The sequence below is a fragment of the Herbiconiux sp. L3-i23 genome (genome assembly GCF_023734115.1).
In the GTDB taxonomy this organism is placed as follows: Bacteria; Actinomycetota; Actinomycetes; order Actinomycetales; family Microbacteriaceae; genus Naasia.
Window position 1 is genome coordinate 1,014,333 of sequence record NZ_AP025737.1, and the last position, 16,379, is coordinate 1,030,711.

General features: G+C 69.0%; 14 protein-coding genes. 13 read left to right on the plus strand and 1 reads right to left on the minus strand.

Annotation, left to right across the window (positions count from 1 at the left end; genetic code table 11):
* Nucleotide 1: 1 nt before the first annotated feature.
* From NGH83_RS04785 to NGH83_RS04815, 7 genes are all read left to right on the plus strand, one after another.
* Nucleotides 2-910 (plus strand): carbohydrate ABC transporter permease, encoded by a 909-nt coding sequence (locus NGH83_RS04785; protein WP_251857927.1) that lies wholly within the window; start codon nucleotides 2-4, stop codon nucleotides 908-910.
* A gap of 29 nt (nucleotides 911-939) precedes the next feature.
* Nucleotides 940-2,253, plus strand: coding sequence for a 6-phospho-beta-glucosidase (locus tag NGH83_RS04790; RefSeq protein WP_251857928.1), 1,314 nt, complete (start codon nucleotides 940-942; stop codon nucleotides 2,251-2,253).
* A complete protein-coding gene (locus tag NGH83_RS04795; RefSeq protein WP_251857929.1) occupies nucleotides 2,250-3,263 on the plus strand; it encodes a BadF/BadG/BcrA/BcrD ATPase family protein in 1,014 nt (337 codons plus the stop codon). The genes NGH83_RS04790 and NGH83_RS04795 overlap by 4 nt, the downstream gene beginning before the upstream one ends.
* Complete coding sequence (locus tag NGH83_RS04800; protein WP_251857930.1) at nucleotides 3,260-4,429, plus strand: Gfo/Idh/MocA family protein; 1,170 nt, start codon at nucleotides 3,260-3,262, stop codon at nucleotides 4,427-4,429. Before NGH83_RS04795 ends, NGH83_RS04800 begins: the two co-directional genes overlap by 4 nt.
* Nucleotides 4,426-5,157, plus strand: a complete 732-nt coding sequence (locus tag NGH83_RS04805; protein ID WP_251857931.1) for a ThuA domain-containing protein — start codon at nucleotides 4,426-4,428, stop codon at nucleotides 5,155-5,157. Before NGH83_RS04800 ends, NGH83_RS04805 begins: the two co-directional genes overlap by 4 nt.
* A gap of 733 nt (nucleotides 5,158-5,890) precedes the next feature.
* The gene (locus NGH83_RS04810; protein ID WP_371872751.1) at nucleotides 5,891-6,283 is read left to right on the plus strand and encodes an SRPBCC family protein; all 393 of its coding nucleotides are present in this window, start codon (nucleotides 5,891-5,893) and stop codon (nucleotides 6,281-6,283) included.
* Between the two features lie 431 nt (nucleotides 6,284-6,714).
* Nucleotides 6,715-8,976 (plus strand): polyribonucleotide nucleotidyltransferase, encoded by a 2,262-nt coding sequence (locus NGH83_RS04815; protein ID WP_251857932.1) that lies wholly within the window; start codon nucleotides 6,715-6,717, stop codon nucleotides 8,974-8,976.
* Between the two features lie 67 nt (nucleotides 8,977-9,043).
* Here NGH83_RS04815 and NGH83_RS04820 read toward each other — a convergent pair whose 3' ends face one another.
* Nucleotides 9,044-9,877, minus strand: a complete 834-nt coding sequence (locus NGH83_RS04820; protein WP_251857933.1) for an SDR family NAD(P)-dependent oxidoreductase — start codon at nucleotides 9,875-9,877, stop codon at nucleotides 9,044-9,046.
* Nucleotides 9,878-9,975: 98 nt separating this feature from the next.
* On the opposite strand from NGH83_RS04820, the gene NGH83_RS04825 reads away from it, so the two are divergent.
* From NGH83_RS04825 to NGH83_RS04850, 6 genes are all read left to right on the plus strand, one after another.
* Nucleotides 9,976-10,590, plus strand: a complete 615-nt coding sequence (locus NGH83_RS04825) for a TetR/AcrR family transcriptional regulator (RefSeq protein WP_251857934.1) — start codon at nucleotides 9,976-9,978, stop codon at nucleotides 10,588-10,590.
* Nucleotides 10,591-10,615: 25 nt separating this feature from the next.
* The gene (locus NGH83_RS04830; protein ID WP_251857935.1) at nucleotides 10,616-11,188 is read left to right on the plus strand and encodes a YdeI family protein; all 573 of its coding nucleotides are present in this window, start codon (nucleotides 10,616-10,618) and stop codon (nucleotides 11,186-11,188) included.
* Between the two features lie 365 nt (nucleotides 11,189-11,553).
* A complete protein-coding gene (gene add / locus NGH83_RS04835; protein WP_251857936.1) occupies nucleotides 11,554-12,669 on the plus strand; it encodes an adenosine deaminase in 1,116 nt (371 codons plus the stop codon).
* Nucleotides 12,666-14,462: an adenine deaminase C-terminal domain-containing protein gene (locus NGH83_RS04840; RefSeq protein ID WP_251857937.1), complete on the plus strand. Its 1,797-nt coding sequence runs from the start codon at nucleotides 12,666-12,668 to the stop codon at nucleotides 14,460-14,462. Before add ends, NGH83_RS04840 begins: the two co-directional genes overlap by 4 nt.
* Nucleotides 14,463-14,506: 44 nt before the next feature.
* Nucleotides 14,507-15,631, plus strand: a complete 1,125-nt coding sequence (locus NGH83_RS04845) for an acyl-CoA dehydrogenase family protein (RefSeq protein ID WP_251857938.1) — start codon at nucleotides 14,507-14,509, stop codon at nucleotides 15,629-15,631.
* Nucleotides 15,632-15,650: 19 nt separating this feature from the next.
* Nucleotides 15,651-16,346 carry an aspartate/glutamate racemase family protein gene (locus NGH83_RS04850; RefSeq protein WP_251857939.1) on the plus strand — a complete coding sequence of 232 codons (696 nt, stop codon included), beginning with the start codon at nucleotides 15,651-15,653 and terminating at the stop codon, nucleotides 16,344-16,346.
* Nucleotides 16,347-16,379: the final 33 nt, after the last annotated feature.

Genomic DNA, 16,379 nt, shown 5'->3' on the forward strand with positions numbered 1-16,379 from the left:
CATGACGAGCATGCTCGAACGCCCGGTCGACCTCGACGGGATGCGCCGGGGCGCGACAGGGGACTCGCCCGCGAAGCGCCGGCTGTCGCGCCGGTCGATCCTCGGCGGCATCGCCCGACACTCGCTGCTGATCGCCCTCCTGATCGTCTTCCTCGCGCCGCTGTTCTTCATCGTGACGACCGCGCTGATGACCGACCAGCAGGCCCTCACCAGCAACCTGATCCCCGACCCGATCAACTGGGCGAACTTCGCCGAGGTCTTCGACCGCATCCCCCTGGTGCGCTACGTCGCGAACACGGTGCTGATCGCGGTGGCGACGACGGTGTTCGCCATCGTCAGCAGCGTTCCGGTCGCCTACGCGCTCGCGACGTTCAAGTTCAAGGGTCGCCGGGCGCTGTGGATCGCGATCATCGCCGCGATGATGCTGCCGCCGCAGGTCACGATCGTTCCGCTGTACGTGATGTGGGCGCAGGTGGGTGCGGTGGGCACACCGCTGCCGCTCATCGTGCCCGCCCTGTTCGGCGACGCGTTCACGATCTTCCTGCTGCGTCAGTTCTTCGTGTCGGTGCCGCGGTCGTACATCGACGCGGCGCGCATCGACGGGGCGGGGGAGTTCCGCATCCTCTGGTCGGTCTTCATGCCCATGGTGCGACCCGCGATCGTCGCCGCCGGGCTCTTCGCCTTCTTCTTCGCCTGGAACGACTTCTTCAACCCGCTGCTCTACCTGGGCTCCAACCAGGAGTGGTACACGCTGTCGATCGGGCTCTCGCAGTTCCGCTCGGTGTACGCGGTGCAGTGGAACCTCGCGATGGCGGCGACGCTCCTGTTCGTCCTGCCCGTCGTGGTGCTGTTCTTCTTCGCGCAGAAGCAGTTCGTGCAGGGCATCGCCCTCACGGGCGTGAAGGAGTAGGACGACAATGAACGAGAACGACACGAGGAGTGCCTGACAACATGAAGGTCGCCGTCATCGGAGCCGGATCCACCTACACGCCCGAACTCGTCTCGGGGCTCTCGGCGCAGGATCACCGCCTGCACGTCGACGAGCTCTTCCTGATGGACGTGCACGCCGAGCGGCTCGAGATCGTCGGCGGTGTCGCGAAGCGGATGCTCGCCAAAGCGGGTCTCGACATCGCGGTGACCCTCACCACCGACCGCACGGAGGCGGTCCGCGACGCCGACGCCGTGCTCATCCAACTGCGGGTCGGCGGTCAGACGGCGAGGCTCGCAGACGAGACGTTCCCGCTCGAGTGCGGCTGCATCGGTCAGGAGACGACCGGACCGGGCGGTCTCGCGAAGGCGCTCCGCACCGTACCGGTGGTGCTCGACATCGCCGACGAGGTGCGCCGCATCGCGAAGCCCGACGCGTGGATCATCGACTTCACCAACCCGACCGGCATCATCACGCGGGCGCTCCTCGGCGCCGGGCACCGTGCCGTCGGTCTGTGCAACTACGCGATCGGTCAGCAGCGGTGGGCGGCGAAGCTGTTCGACGTCGACCCGTCGCGCGTCGTCGTCGACCCCGTCGGACTCAACCACTTCTCGTGGATGCGCCGCATCCTCATCGACGGCGAGGACGTCGTGCCGACGATCTACGCCGAGCGGATGCCCGAACTGCTCGAGCACGTCCCGTTCCCCGAGCACCTGATGCGGCTGCTCGGCGCCTATCCCTCCTATTACCTGCGGTACTACTACTTCCATGACAAGGTCCTGGAGGAGATGCGGCACTCCACGCCGCGCGCCGAGGACGTCGCCCGGCTCGAAGCCGAACTGCTGGAGCTCTACAAGTCCCCCGAGCTCGATGAGAAGCCCGAGCAGCTGTCCAAGCGCGGCGGCGCGTTCTACAGCGAGGCCGCGGTCGACCTGCTCGCCTCGCTCTACGACCCCGAGCCGAGCTACCACGTCGTCAACGTGCTGAACCGCGGCATCATCCCCGGCCTCGCCGACGACGACGTGATCGAGACCCGCAGCCTCGTCAGCTCCGCGGGCATCGTCCCGCAGGAGCAGGCTCCGGTCCCCCCGCTGCTGCTCGGCCCCATCCAACACGTGAGCGCCTACGAGCGCCTCGCCGTGCAGGCGGCCCTGTCGGGCGACGTCGACGATGTGCGTCGGGCGCTCCTCGCGCATCCGATCGTCGGACAGTGGGACACCGTCGAGGAGCTGCTGCCGCGCCTGCTCGAGACGAGCGCCCCGTACCTGCCGCAGTTCGCCGACGCGCTCGCCGAGCTCGGCATCGAATCGCCCTCGGCGACGTGACGGGGCGGCTGCTCGGCGTCGACGTCGGCAACTCGAAGACCCACATCGCCGTCGCCGAGCCGTCCGGACGGGTGACCGCGGCCGCCGAAGGACCCGGAGTGATGGGCGGATTCGGTTCGCCCGACGCGCTGCTCGGGCTGGTCCGCGACAGGCTCGCCGCGCTCGGCCTGCCGACGTCGGGTTACGCCGCCGCGACCTTCGCCGTGGCAGGGCTCGACCTGCCCGAGCAGGATGCCGCCTACGAGGAGGTCGTCCGTTCGTCCGCGATCGCCGACCGGCTGGTCGTGCTGAACGACGTCTTCGCCCTCATGCGCACGGACCCGAGCGGGGGCGATGGGGTCGCCGTCGTGTGCGGCGCCGGCATCAACGCGGTCGGGGTGCGCGGCGGTACGCATGTCCGGTTCCACTCGATCGGCGAGGTCAGCGGCGACTGGGGCGGTGGCGGCGACGTCGGTCGCGCCGCGCTCTTCGCCGCCTGCCGCAGTGAGGACGGCCGCGGTGAGCCGACCGCGCTCGCCGAGGGTATCGCCCGGCACTTCGGTGTCGACCGCGCGCTCGCCGTCACCGAGGGCATCATGCTCGGCCGCATCGCCGCGCACCGCGTCGTCGAGTTGGCGCCGCTCGTGCTGCACTCCGCCGCGGCCGGCGACGCGGTCGCCGGACGCATCGTCGACCGCCTCGCAGACGAGGTGGTGCTCTTCGTGGAGGCGGCGCGGGGCCGACTCGGCTGGCCCGATGAGGAGATCCTGCCCGTGCTGCTCGGCGGGGGACTGCTGCAGTCGGGCGACGAGCGGCTGCTCGGGCGCATCCGGTCGACACTGGGCGACGGGGTCTCCTCCCACGTCTCGGTCGCCGATGTTCCGCCCGTCATCGGGTCGGTGCTGCTCGCCCGCGACCTCATCGCCGATTCTGAACGGACCGCCCACTCCGACGTAGCAGGATGGGAGGGGCCGGACAGCATGGCCCACTCCTTCCGCACCCAGCTCGATCTCGGAGGTCGAACGAAATGACCGCTTCCCCCGCACCGCTGCGCGTCGGCGTCGTCGGCCTCGGCTGGGCAGGCCAGCAGCACATGGAGGCCTACCACGCCCTCGACGGCGTCGAACTCGTCGCGATCGCCGGCATGGAGGAAGGCCCGCTCGCCGAGCTGGCCGAGAAGTTCGGTGTCGAGCACGCGGTGCGCGACTGGACCGACCTCGTCGCGATCGAGGGCCTCGACGCGGTCAGCGTCGCGGTACCCACCTTCCTGCACGCGCCTATCACGATCGGCGCTCTCGAAGCGGGCCTGCACGTGCTGTGCGAGAAGCCCATCGCGCGCACCGGCGACGAAGCCGCCGAAATGGTCGCCGCGGCGCGCAGCGCCGGCCGAGTGCTCGAGGTCGCGTTCAACCACCGCCGTCGGGGCGACGTCGAGGCGCTGAAGGCCGCGGTCGACGCCGGCACCATCGGCCGGCCGTATCACGCGCGGTCGATCTGGTTGCGCCGCGCGGGCATCCCCTCGCTCGGGAGCTGGTTCACGAACCGCGAGATGGCGGGCGGAGGTCCGCTCATCGACCTCGGCGTCCACGTGCTCGACTACACCCTGCACCTGTTCGGCGAGCCCGCGGTCACCGCGGTCTCGGCGGTCACCCACGCCGAGCTCGGACCTCGTGGCCGCGGCGGTGCGGGCGACGGCAAGCAGCAGGTCGGCTCGGCGTACGAGGTCGAGGATCTCGCGACCGTGCTGCTGCGGCTCGAAGGCGGCGGATCGATCGTCATCGAGACCAGCTGGGCGGCGTACCGCCCGGCGGGAGACGAGTTCGGCATCACCCTGTACGGCACCGAGGGCGGCGCCGACCTGCGCGTCGTCGACTACGCGCCCTCGGGGGAGCTCACGATCTTCGGCGGCGACGGCGAGGAGATCACCGACGTCGCCGTCGACGCCGACCCGGGTCGCGGGCACGAGGCGGTCGTCGAGACGTTCATCGAGAAGGTCCGCGACCGTGCGCAATGGGCGGCGAACGACGGCTCGCTCGCGCTCGGGCGCGCCCGGCTGATCGACGCCTGCTACGAGTCGGCGGCGCTCGGACGCGAGGTCCGGCTCGACCCCGACACGCTCGGCGAGCCGGACGGTGCCGACACCGAGAAGCTCGAAGACGGGCTCGACACGACCATCGCCGAGGGAGGGCACGCATGAGCATCCGAGTGACGGTGTGGAACGAGGGCGTCCACGAGACCACCGAGCCCGAGATCGCGGCGATCTACCCGGACGGCATCCACGGCGCCATCGCCGAAGGCCTCGGCGAGATGCTCGGCGAGGACGCGACGATCCGCACGGCGACGCTCGCCGACCCGGAGCACGGCCTGACCGACGAGGTGCTCGCCGACACAGACGTGCTCACCTGGTGGGGCCACATTGCCCACGACCAGGTGTCGGACGAAGTCGTCGCGCGGGTGCGGCGGCACGTGCTGTCCGGTATGGGGCTGCTGGTGCTGCACTCGGGGCACTTCTCGAAGATCTTCATCGAGCTGATGGGCACCACCTGCTCTCTCGCGTGGCGCAACGACGCCGAGCGCGAGCTGGTCTGGACGGTGAAGCCCGGGCACCCGATCGCGCAGGGCGTCGATCAGCCGATCGTCATCGCTCAGCAGGAGATGTACGGCGAGCACTTCGACATCCCCGACCCTGACGAGACCGTCTTCATCAGCAACTTCGAGGGCGGCGAGGTGTTCCGCTCGGGTGTCACCTTCACGCGCGGGCGGGGCCGCATCTTCTACTTCAGCCCCGGCGACCAGGAGTACCCGGTGTACTTCCACCCGCAGATCCGCCGGGTGCTCGCCAACGCGACCCGCTGGGCGGCCCCGGTCGTCGAGCGGTCCCTTCCGGACGTCACCAACCCGGACGCCCGCACCTGGACCGCCTGACCCCCGCTCGTTGAGCGAAGCGATACGAAGGGGCGAGTCCGTGCCCGGCGCTGCTGGTCTCGGTGCGCCCCGCTTACTCGACCCGTCTCGATCCGCTCCTTCGTCGCTACTCGACGACCGAGTTGAAGCGATACGAAGGACGCGACCCCCGTTCCGGTCGTCGAGTAGGCGCGCCAGCGCCGTATCGAGACGGCTCGAGTAAGCGAGGAACGAGCGCATCGAGAGCGCAGCGCGATGGTCTCGATGCGCTTCGCTTACTCGACCCGTCTCGATGCGCTCCGCTTACTCGACGACCGGTGTGCGCACCCCGCTCGTTGAGCGCAGCGATACGGAGGACCAGTCGCACACCCGGTCGGTCGTCGAGTAGGCGCGCCAGCGCCGTATCGAGACGGCTCGAGTAAGCGAGGAACGAGCGCATCGAGAGCGCAGCGTGATGGTCTCGGTGCGCTTCGCTTACTCGACCCGTCTCGGTACGCTCCGCTTACCCGACGACCGGTGTGCGCACCCCGCTCGTTGAGCGCAGCGATACGGAGGACCAGTCGCACACGCGGTCGGTCGTCGAGTAGGCGCGCCAGCGCCGTATCGAGACGGCTCGAGTAAGCGAGGAACGAGCGCATCGAGAGCATCCGCCGCCGCGTCTCTGACCAAATGCAGGAGAATTTCGTCCGGGGCGCCGTTTCGAGGCGAGAATCGGCCGATTTCGGCAGAATCTCCTGCATTTGGTCAGAGAGAGGTGCGCGTGACGGTTCAATTCGAGCTCACGACACTCCTGCCGGTCCCGCGCGAGCGCGCGTTCGACGCGTCGCTCGATATCGACCTCCACACTCGCTCCATGGCGGCGTCACGGGAGCAGGCGGTCGCCGGCGTGACGTCAGGCCTCATCGGACCCGGCGAATCGGTCACCTGGCGGGCCCGCCACTTCGGAGTTCTCATGAGACTGACCAGCCGGATCACCGCGTACGACCGCCCGGCGCGTTTCGTCGACGAACAGACATCTGGCCCTTTCGCACGCTTCCGCCACGAACACCTCTTCTTTCCGGAGGGAGAGAGCACGCGCATGGTCGACCGCATCGAGTTCACGGCCCGTTCGGAGTGCTCGGCCGCCTGGTCGAGCGCCTGCTGCTAGCCGGATACATGGAGCGACTCATCCGCACGCGCAACGAGGAGCTGTCTCGCACCCTCGCACGCTGACCGAATGCAGGAGATTTTGCCGATTCGAGGCCAGAAGAGGCCGATATCGACACTTTTCGCGAGAATCTCCTGCATTTGGTCAGACACCGGCCTGGGGCGACCCGCGAAGGGGGACTCGCCCCGAAAAGCGGGCCTCCTGTTAGAATGATGGAGGCCCATATGGGCCGAGCACTACGGAGCAGGCCGGCACGAAGCTGGTCAACGGTGGTGGTCTTCGGGCGAGAACCTCCCGAGCACTTCTACTGCTGGCCAGAGCATGCGTACCGAGCAGACAGTTCTGCGAGGTCGCCCTTCCTGCCTACTCCCTGCTCCTGAAGCTGACCGTACGCCGCATTGCGTATGCGGCAAGCAAAGGAGATAGACCTCTTGGAAGGTCCTGAAATCAAGTTCGCCGAAGCCGTTCTCGACAACGGCAAGTTCGGCAAGCGCACCATTCGCTTCGAGACCGGCCGTCTCGCCCAGCAGGCACAGGGCGCCGTCGCCGCGTACCTCGACGAGGACACGATGCTGCTGTCCGCCACCTCGGCGAGCAAGCACCCGAAGGACAACTTCGACTTCTTCCCGCTGACCGTCGACGTCGAAGAGCGTTCGTACGCCGCGGGCAAGATCCCCGGCTCGTTCTTCCGCCGCGAAGGCCGCCCCTCCACCGAGGCGATTCTCGTCTGCCGTCTCATCGACCGGCCGCTGCGCCCGTCGTTCGTCGACGGCCTCCGCAACGAGGTGCAGATCGTCATCACCGTTCTGTCCATTGCTCCGGGTGAGTTCTACGACGCCCTCGCGATCAACGCCGCGTCGGCGTCGACCCAGATCTCGGGCCTGCCCTTCAGCGGCCCGATTGGTGGCATCCGCCTCGCCCTGATCGACGACCAGTGGGTCGCGTTCCCCAAGTTCGAGCAGCTCGAGCGTGCCGTCTTCGACCTGACCGTCGCCGGTCGCCTCGTCACCGATGCCCAGGGCAACGAAGACGTCGCGATCATGATGGTCGAGGCCGAGGCCACCGAGCACAGCTGGGGTCTCATCCAGGGTGGTGCGACCAAGCCCGACGAGGGTGTCGTCGCCGCCGGCCTCGAAGCGTCGAAGCCGTTCCTGAAGCAGCTCATCAAGGCTCAGGCCGAGATGGCCGCGCAGGCCGCCAAGGAGATCGCCGACTACCCGGTGTTCCTGCCCTACTCGCAGGAGGCGTTCGACGCCGTCGCCGCCATCGCCGAGACCGAGCTGGCGGGCATCTACCAGATCGCCGACAAGATCGAGCGCCAGAACGCCGACGACGCCCTCAAGGAGCGCGTCAAGCTGGCCATCAACGAGAAGGTCGACGCCGGAGAGCTCGGTGGCGAGATCCCCCCGATGGTGTCCGCCGCCTACAAGTCGGTCACCAAGAAGGTCGTTCGCGGCCGCATCCTCACCGAGGGTGTCCGCATCGACGGTCGTGGCCTCGCCGACATCCGTCCGCTCGACGCCGAGGTCGCGGTCATTCCGCGTGTCCACGGTTCGGCCATCTTCCAGCGCGGTGAGACCCAGATCCTGGGCGTCACCACGCTGAACATGCTGAAGCTCGAGCAGCAGATCGACTCGCTGTCGCCGGTCACGCACAAGCGCTACCTGCACCACTACAACTTCCCGCCCTACTCGACCGGTGAGACCGGCCGCGTCGGGTCGCCGAAGCGTCGCGAGATCGGGCACGGCTTCCTCGCCGAGCGCGCCCTCGTGCCGGTGCTGCCCTCGCGCGACGAGTTCCCGTACGCGATCCGTCAGGTGTCCGAGGCTCTCGGATCGAACGGTTCGACCTCGATGGGTTCCGTCTGCGCCTCGACCCTGTCGCTGCTGAACGCGGGTGTGCCGCTGCGCGCCCCCGTCGCTGGCATCGCCATGGGCCTCGTCTCCGACACCGTCGACGGTGAGACCCGCTACGCGGCGCTGACCGACATCCTCGGTGCCGAAGACGCGCTCGGCGACATGGACTTCAAGGTCGCCGGAACCAGCGAGTTCGTCACCGCGATCCAGCTCGACACCAAGCTCGACGGCATCCCCTCGAGCGTGCTCGACGGTGCGCTGAAGCAGGCGAAGGAGGCCCGCACGGCCATCCTCGCCGTCCTCAACGCGGCGATCGACGGACCCGACGAGATGGCGCCGACCGCGCCTCGCGTCATCAGCGTCCAGATCCCCGTCGACAAGATCGGTGAGCTGATCGGCCCGAAGGGCAAGACGATTAACCAGATCCAGGACGACACCGGCGCTGACATCTCGATCGAAGAGGACGGCACCGTGTACATCGGCGCCGTCGACGGCGACTCGGCCGAGGCTGCGCGCGCCGCGGTCAACGCGATCGCCAACCCGCACAACCCCGAGGTGGGGGAGCGCTTCATCGGCACCGTCGTGAAGCTCGCCACCTTCGGTGCGTTCGTGTCGCTCATGCCCGGCAAGGACGGCCTGCTGCACATCAGCGAGGTCCGCAAGCTCGCCGGCGGCAAGCGCGTCGAGAACGTCGAAGACGTGCTCGGTGTCGGCCAGAAGATCCAGGTCGAGATCACCAAGGTCGACGACCGTGGAAAGCTGTCGCTCGCGCCCGTCATCGAGGAGTCGGCTGAGGCCGGCGCCGAAGGTGCCGAGGCGGTCGACGCCTCCATCTGAGTCGTCTGAACGAACGAAGGCCCGTCCCGCTGTCGAAGCGGGGCGGGCCTTCGTCGTTCGGAACGGATCAGCCGTGGAACTCTGCGGCGGCCTGGCCGAGCTTCTGCTCGAAGGTGCTGCGCCCGACGGCGCTGAACCCGCCGTCGACCGGCAGGACGACACCGGTGATCCACGTCGACAGGTCGCTCGCCAAGAAGACGGCGGCGTCGGCGATGTCGCTGGTCTGGCCGATGCGGCCGATGGGCTGCTCGTCCCCGAGGAGGTCGCCGAGGCGGGCGCTGAACTCCTCGGCGCGTTCTGCCTCGATCTGCGCGTACCGGGCGTAAATCGGGGTCATCACGAGCCCGGGCGCGATCGCGTTGGACCGGATGCCCGTGCCCCGCAGCTCCGAGGTCGCGGCGCGGACGATGCCCGTCATGGCGTGCTTCGACGACGTGTAGCCGACGCCGCCCCATCCGCCCTGAAGCCCGGCGAGGCTGGAGGTCGAGATGATCGACCCGTTCGAGCCCTGCGCGATGAACTGGCGGGCGGCGTACTTGTGACCGAGTAGCACGGCTCGCATGAGCAGGTCGGTGGTCTTGTCGTAGCCCTCGGTGTCGAGGTCGACGATGCGCGACTGATCGCCGGGGGTGCCGGCATTGTTGAACATGACATCGAGTCGTCCGAAGCGCTCGACCGCCGCAGCAACGGCGGCCTCGATGTCCGCCTCGACAGTGACGTCGGTGTGGACGTAGTGCACCGCGTCCCCGAGCCGTCCGACGAGCGCTGCACCCGGCTCGTCCTGGATGTCCGCGACGACGACCTTCGCGCCCTCGCGGACGAACGCCTCGACGGTCGCGAGGCCGATGCCGCTCGTTCCGCCGGTGATGACGGCCACCTTGCCGTCGAGCAATCCCTGCACAGTGTTTCCCTTCTCATACGAGTCCGGGTGACCCGCGGCGGCAGTCTATGTCGTGCTGGCAGAATCTGCCATGCGCGGTTCGGGTTATCGTGACATCCGTGGACGACATCGCGACGCAGGGCCGTTCTCTCGTCGAGCGTCGCGTGGAGGAGTCGAAACTCGCCATCGCGTCCGAGGCGCTCGCACTCGCGCAGGAGTTCGGCTGGGATGCGGTGACCGTCGCGCAGATCGCCGCGCGGGCAGGCGTGTCGCAGCGCACCTTCCATCGCTACTTCGCGAAGAAGGGCGACGTGTTCCGCCCGCTGCTCGACGACGCCGCGCTCCGGTTCTGCCGGGCGTTCGAAGACTCCGAGGCGGGCTCGTTGTCGGTGCGTACCGCGGAGGCGCTCGAGGTTTCGCTCGCGTCCTACCCCGGGGGGATGAGCGCCGCCCGCCTCGCGTACCGCCTGCTGCACGATACCCCCGCGCTCACCAGCGTGTGGCTCGAGGGGGCATTCATCGCAGAGGGTCTATTTGCGACGACGCTTCTGCAGTCGGTCGACCGGATCGGCTCGCGTGAGGATGCCGGTCTGCTCGCCGCGGTGCTGCTGGCTGCGCAACGGTTCGCGATCATCCGCTGGGTGCACGGTAGCGTTCCCGAGGCGCTTCACGCACTCGTCGTCGAAGCGATCGACGCCGTGCCGCGCTTCCCGTTCGAAGCGGACAGAACCTGACCGCTTCGCGGAGTAGCGTGCCGGCATGGTTGCGCACGCCGACAAGCCCGAGTTGCACGTCGACACGGTCGAAGAGTGGGAGCGGTTCCTCGAGAACGATCCGCCCGAGACCGGTGTGAGGCTGCGCCTGCGCAAGAAGAACACGACGCTCCCCGGCATCACCTACGCCGAAGCCCTCGACGCGGCGCTGTGCTTCGGATGGATCGATGGGCAGGGGAGTTCGCTCGACGCCGACTACTACATCCAGTCCTTCAGTCCGCGGCGGGTGCGGAGCATCTGGTCGAAAGTGAATCAGGAGCATGTGGCGAGGCTCATCGAGGCGGGCCGGATGCGCGAGGGCGGTCACGCCGAGATCGAGCGGGCGAAGGCCGACGGGCGTTGGGATGCCGCCTATCGTCAGCGCGACGCCGAGGTTCCTGCGGAGCTGAAGGCGGCGCTCGACGCGAGCCCGGCCGCGGCCGCCGCCTTCGCTGCGCAGTCGTCGCAGAACCGCTTCGCGATGATCTTCCGCATCACGAACCTGAAGCGCGAATCGAGCAGGTTGGCCCGTGCCGCCCAGTACGTCGAGATGCTCGAACGCGGCGAAACCCTCCACTGACCCCGGGGCTCGTCATCTCGCGTCGGGCCTGGCGGCCCTCCGGGGTGACCGGGATCGCTGGTCGCTGAGCCGCCGCGCAGCGGCCCCGCGATGCGACGGGTTGGCAGATGGCGCCCAACTTGGCAACGCCGAACCGCGCCCGTTGAGCGAAGCGATACGAAGCACAACTCGGGCCGAGTTTTCGTCATTTCGCGACGGGCCTGGCGGCCCTCCCCGCTTACCGCCCGCGTGTTACGCCTTCGTTAAGACCTCCCGTCATCGGCCGTCCAACTTGTCAACAAGTGGTCGGCTCTCGGTAACGTGCTGGTGAGCAGGAACGCCACCCGGGTGTTCGCACCGGCGAGAGGCCTCCCAGAACCATGTCGATGCAGCGCCCCGTTCCCGTCCGCGTCGACGAGGAGCAGATCCGAGCGCTGCCGAAGGCGGAGCTGCACGTCCACCTCGAAGGCGCCTTCGCGCTGATCGACCTGCTCACCCTCGCGAAGGAGAACGGCGTCGCCCTTCCCGGACCTGCGGCGACGCTCTTCGACGTCGGGACGCACGACGTGTTCGAGATCCCCGAGGTGACGACAGGAGAGGGTGGCACCGGTGTCGGCACCGGCGGCCTGAGCGGCTTCCTCCGCTTCCTCGACTGGGAGTGCGGCCTGGTCCGCACCGCCGATCAGGCGTTCCGAGTCGCGTACTCGTTCGCCGCCCGCCAGAGCGCTTCGGGCATCCGCTACAGCGACGTCATCGTCAACCCGACCCACTGGAGCGCCTGGCGTGGGCGCGAACTCGCCCTCGTGGATGCGTTCGCCGCCGGCTTCGACTCCGCCGAGGAGGACGGGCTGTGCGCGGTCGGCGTCGCCTACTCGCTACTGCGCTCCCAGAGCGCGAGCGAGGCGGAGGACATCGTCCGTTCGCTCATCGAGACGCGGCTGCGAAGGGTCGTCGCCCTCTCCGTCGACGGCGACGAGAAGACCACCGGCCGCACCGGCGAGAAGTTCCGCGACGCGTTCCGACTCGCGGCGGCAGGCGGCTTGCACCGCACGGTGCACGCAGGGGAGTCCAGCGGACCCGAGGGGGTGTGGGACGCGATCGACCTGCTCGGCGCCGAGCGCATCGACCACGGGATCCGCGCGATCGAAGACGAGGCGCTCGTCCAGCGACTCGTCGCCGACGGCATCACCCTCAACGTCTGCCCGCGGTCGAACGTCGCGCTCGGCGTCTACCCGGACTGGGCATCTCACCCGCTGCCCCGGCTGCTTGACGCGGGCGTCGCGGTGACTCTCAACACCGACGATCCCGCCCCGCTCGGCACCACGCTCGAGACCGACTGGTCGGTCGCCTCCGTCGAGTTCGGCCTGGGGCTCGACGATCTCGTCGGGTTCGCGGCGCGCTCCATCGACGCGTCCTTCGCCGACGACGACCTCAAGGCCCGGCTGCGCGCCGACCTGACCGCCGCGGCGGTCGAGACCGCGAGCGGCGGGGATGCGCGATGACGCGGAAGGGCGATCTCTACCCGACCGACGATGAGCTGCGCCGGCTGCGCGCCGTCGCCGCGGGACGGGAGAGGCCCGACCTCATCGTGCGCGGCGGGCTCGTGCTCTCTCCCGGCACCGACGAGTTCCTCGAACGCGACGTCGTCATCGCCGGTCGGCACATCGCGACTCTCACCCCCTGGGGGCACTTCGCCGATGCGGAGCACGAGATCGATGCGGCCGGGGCGCACGTCGTCCCCGGCTTCATCGACTCGCACCTGCACGTCGAGTACACGAACCTGACTCCCGGGGAATTGGGGCGGCTGGCGGTCGCCCGCGGCACGACGACCGTGCTCACCGATCCGAACGGCGCGGCGAACGTCTGGGGGCCTCGCGGCATGGACTTCATGCTGCAGACGACGACGCCGTTGCACATCTTCCAGCAGGTGTCGCCCACCACGCCCGGTGCGCCCGAGCTGGAACGCGGAGGTGCGATCATCCCCGAGGAGGTCGTCCGCGAACGGCTCCTCGACGACGTCACCGCGACGCTCGGCGAGAGCAACCCGTTCGACTACGGCGACGAGTCCACCGGGCGGTTCCGTGCCGCTCTCGCCGCCGGCCGTCGTCTCACCGGTCACACCGCGGCCCAGTCGCACGAGTCGCTGTGGGGGTACCTCGCGGCGGGCATCAGCGACGACCACAACGCGGCGACCGTCGACGAGGTGCTCGAACGGGTGCGGCTCGGCGCGATGGTCACCGTGATGGGATCCTCGCTCACCGACAACACGGTTCCCCTGTTCGCCGATCTCGACGCCATCGTCCCGGCCCTCCGCTCGATGAGCTTCTGCGCCGACGACAAGCACGCGCTCGACCTCAGCACCGAGGGGCACATCGACCACCACGTGCGGCAGGCGATCCGCTTCGGAGTCGACCCCGGCACCGCGTACCGGATGGCGACGACGCAGCCCGCCGCGTACTACCGGCTCGACCAGGTGCTGGGCTTGCTCGCGCCGTCCCGCCTCGCCGATCTGCAGATCATCCCCGATCTCGCCGAGGCCCGACCCTCGGTGGTCGTCGTCGCCGGAGAGATCGTCGCCCGCGACGGTCACGCGCTGTTCCAGAACACGGACCCAATCCCGGACTGGGCGCGCGACACCGTGCACCTTCCGGCATCGCTTCCTGCCGACCTCTTCGCTCTGCCCGCGCCCGCGGGAAGCGCGGACCGCGCGCGCGTTCGCGCCATGGAGATGTACCGGGGCTACTTCAAGCGCGCGTTCGAGGCGGAACTCGCGGTCGAGGACGGGCTCGTCGTCTCGGACGCCGTGAACGACGTGCTCAAGATCGCCGTGCTCGACCGGCACCACGGAGACGGCCGAGCGGGCCTCGGCTTCGTCAAGGGTTTCGGCCTGTCGCGCGGCGCGATCGCCATCACCATGAACTGCCCCAACATGAACATCGCGGTCGTGGGGGCGACGGACGACGACATGCTGCACGCCGTCGAGGAACTGCGGCGCATGGGGGGTGGCTTCGTCACCGTGGCCGACGGCGAGGTGCTCGCCCGGGTGCCGCTGCCGGTCGGCGGGATGATGAGCGCCGCGCCGTTCGAAGAAACCGCCGAGGCGCTCCGCGTCGGGCACGCCGCGACCCGCGCGCTCGGCTGCGACATCGCCTCGCCTTACATCATCCTGTCGTTCGTCGGGCTCTACGTGGTGCCCGACCTCGGCGTCACCGAGCTCGGGCTCATCGACGCGCAGCACCAGAGTTTCGTCGACGTGCTGCTCCCCGGCCCCGTCGACTCCTGCGGCGAACACTGAACGCCGCGCCACCCCGCTCCGAGATCCCGCCCAGAAAGGCAGCCATGCTGACCCGTACCTCTCCCGTGTCCGTCCCGCCCGCCGAGCAGCACTGGATCGACGTCGTGAGCGATCTCGCCGAGGGATTCGCGGCGACGGTCGCCGCGGACGACCGGTCAGGAGAGCTGCCCGTCGCGCATCTTCGGGCGCTCGCGGACAGCGGACTCGATGCGGCCTTCCTTCCGACCTCGCACGGGGGAGAGGCGCTCTCGTACACGACGCTCGGCACGGTCGTGCGCATCCTCGCGGCGGCGCACGCGGCCGTCGCAGCCGTCTGGCTCATGCACATGGGCGCCGCCCATGCGCTCGTCACCCTGTCGCCGCCTCCCGCCGCGGCGTTCTTCGCCGAGGAGCTGAAGGCGGGCAAGCGGTTCTCGAACGCGCTGTCCGAGCCGGCGGGAGGGAACTTCTTCCTGAGTTCGCAACAGGACGTCGCCCCCGTCGACGGCGGGTGGCTCCTGAACGGGCGCAAGATGTTCGTCTCGGGATCCGAGATCGCCGATCACTTCTTCCTCAACGTCCGCGTGGACGGCGCACCCGCCTTCTTCGGTGCGACCGTCGACGACACCGTCTCGTTCCCGCCCATCGACCAGACCATCGGGATGCGCGCCACCCGCAGTCGTAGCGTCGTCTTCGACGGGATGCTCCTCGAGAGCGGCCGCCGCTGCTCCGCCCCGGCCGCCGACTATGCGAACCTCATCACCGTGGCGTTCGCGTTCCTGTCGGTCGGCATCGCCGAATCGGCGCTCGACGCGGTGAAGGCGTATGCGACGTCGCGACCGGCGGGGCCCGGATCGACGGAGACCCTCGCCGACGCGTCGTGGGTGAAGTCCGAGATCGGCCTCGTCTGGGCCGAGGTGCGCGCCGCTCGCCTGCTCGCCGAGCAGACCGCGTGGCTCGCCGACCGGAAGGATCCGCAGGCGATGGCGAACGCGACCGAGGCGAAGATGCTCGCCAACGAGGTGGCCAAGAAGGCGGCGGCGGTCGCCGTGAAGGTCGGCGGCGGCAGCGGCTACCTCGAGAGGTCGCCGATCCAGCGCATCTTCCGCGACGCGCAGGCCGGCGCGCTGATGGCGTATTCGGTGCCGTTCAGTCAGGAGATCGTCGGCGGCTGGGTGCTGCAGGCCTGATCGTCGGCACAATGGAGGAGTGCAGACGATCGGCTTCATCGGCGGTATGAGCTGGGAGAGCACCGCGTTGCTCTACTCCCTCGTCAACAAGGAGGTCGCCGCCCGGCTCGGCGGCTATCACTCCGCGCGCATCCTGCTGACCTCGGTCGACTTCGCCGACATCGAGACCCTGCAGGCGGCCGGGCGGTGGGAGGAGGCGGGAGCGCTGCTCGCCGATGAGGCTCGACGCCTCGAACGGGCCGGCGCCGACTTCCTGGTGCTCTGCACGAACACCATGCACAAAGTGGCGTCGAGCATCGAGGACGCGGTGGGCATCCCCCTGGTGCATCTCGGGGACGCCACAGCGGACGCGATCCTGGCGAAAGGCGTGCAGAAGGTCGGCCTGCTCGGCACCCGTTTCACCATGGAGCAGGACTTCTACGTCGACAGGATCGCCGCCAAGGGCATCGAGGTCATCGTGCCCGACTCGTCGGACCGCGAAGTGGTGCACCGCGTCATCTACGACGAACTCGTCCACGGCATCGTCTCCGCTGACTCGCGCCGCGCCTACCAGCGAGTAATCGAGTCGCTTGTCCGGCACGGGGCTCAGGGGATCGTGCTCGGGTGCACCGAGATCGAGTTGCTGATCGGCGACGGCGATACCGACGTGCCCGTCTTCGCGACCACGAAGATCCACGCTCTGGCGGCGGTCGACCGTGCCCTGGCCCTTCACTGATCCCGGACGAGACGTCAAGCGCCCCACCCCGGG

Excerpts from the sequence above, each read along its gene's own strand:
- NGH83_RS04785 (WP_251857927.1), top strand. The coding sequence starts at position 2 with ATGACGAGCATGCTCGAACGCCCGGTCGACCTCGACGGGATGCGCCGG.
- NGH83_RS04800 (WP_251857930.1), top strand. The coding sequence starts at position 3,260 with ATGACCGCTTCCCCCGCACCGCTGCGCGTCGGCGTCGTCGGCCTCGGC.
- NGH83_RS04805 (WP_251857931.1), top strand. The coding sequence starts at position 4,426 with ATGAGCATCCGAGTGACGGTGTGGAACGAGGGCGTCCACGAGACCACC.
- NGH83_RS04830 (WP_251857935.1), top strand. The coding sequence starts at position 10,616 with ATGGTTGCGCACGCCGACAAGCCCGAGTTGCACGTCGACACGGTCGAA.
- add (WP_251857936.1), top strand. The coding sequence starts at position 11,554 with ATGCAGCGCCCCGTTCCCGTCCGCGTCGACGAGGAGCAGATCCGAGCG.
- NGH83_RS04840 (WP_251857937.1), top strand. The coding sequence starts at position 12,666 with ATGACGCGGAAGGGCGATCTCTACCCGACCGACGATGAGCTGCGCCGG.
- NGH83_RS04845 (WP_251857938.1), top strand. The coding sequence starts at position 14,507 with ATGCTGACCCGTACCTCTCCCGTGTCCGTCCCGCCCGCCGAGCAGCAC.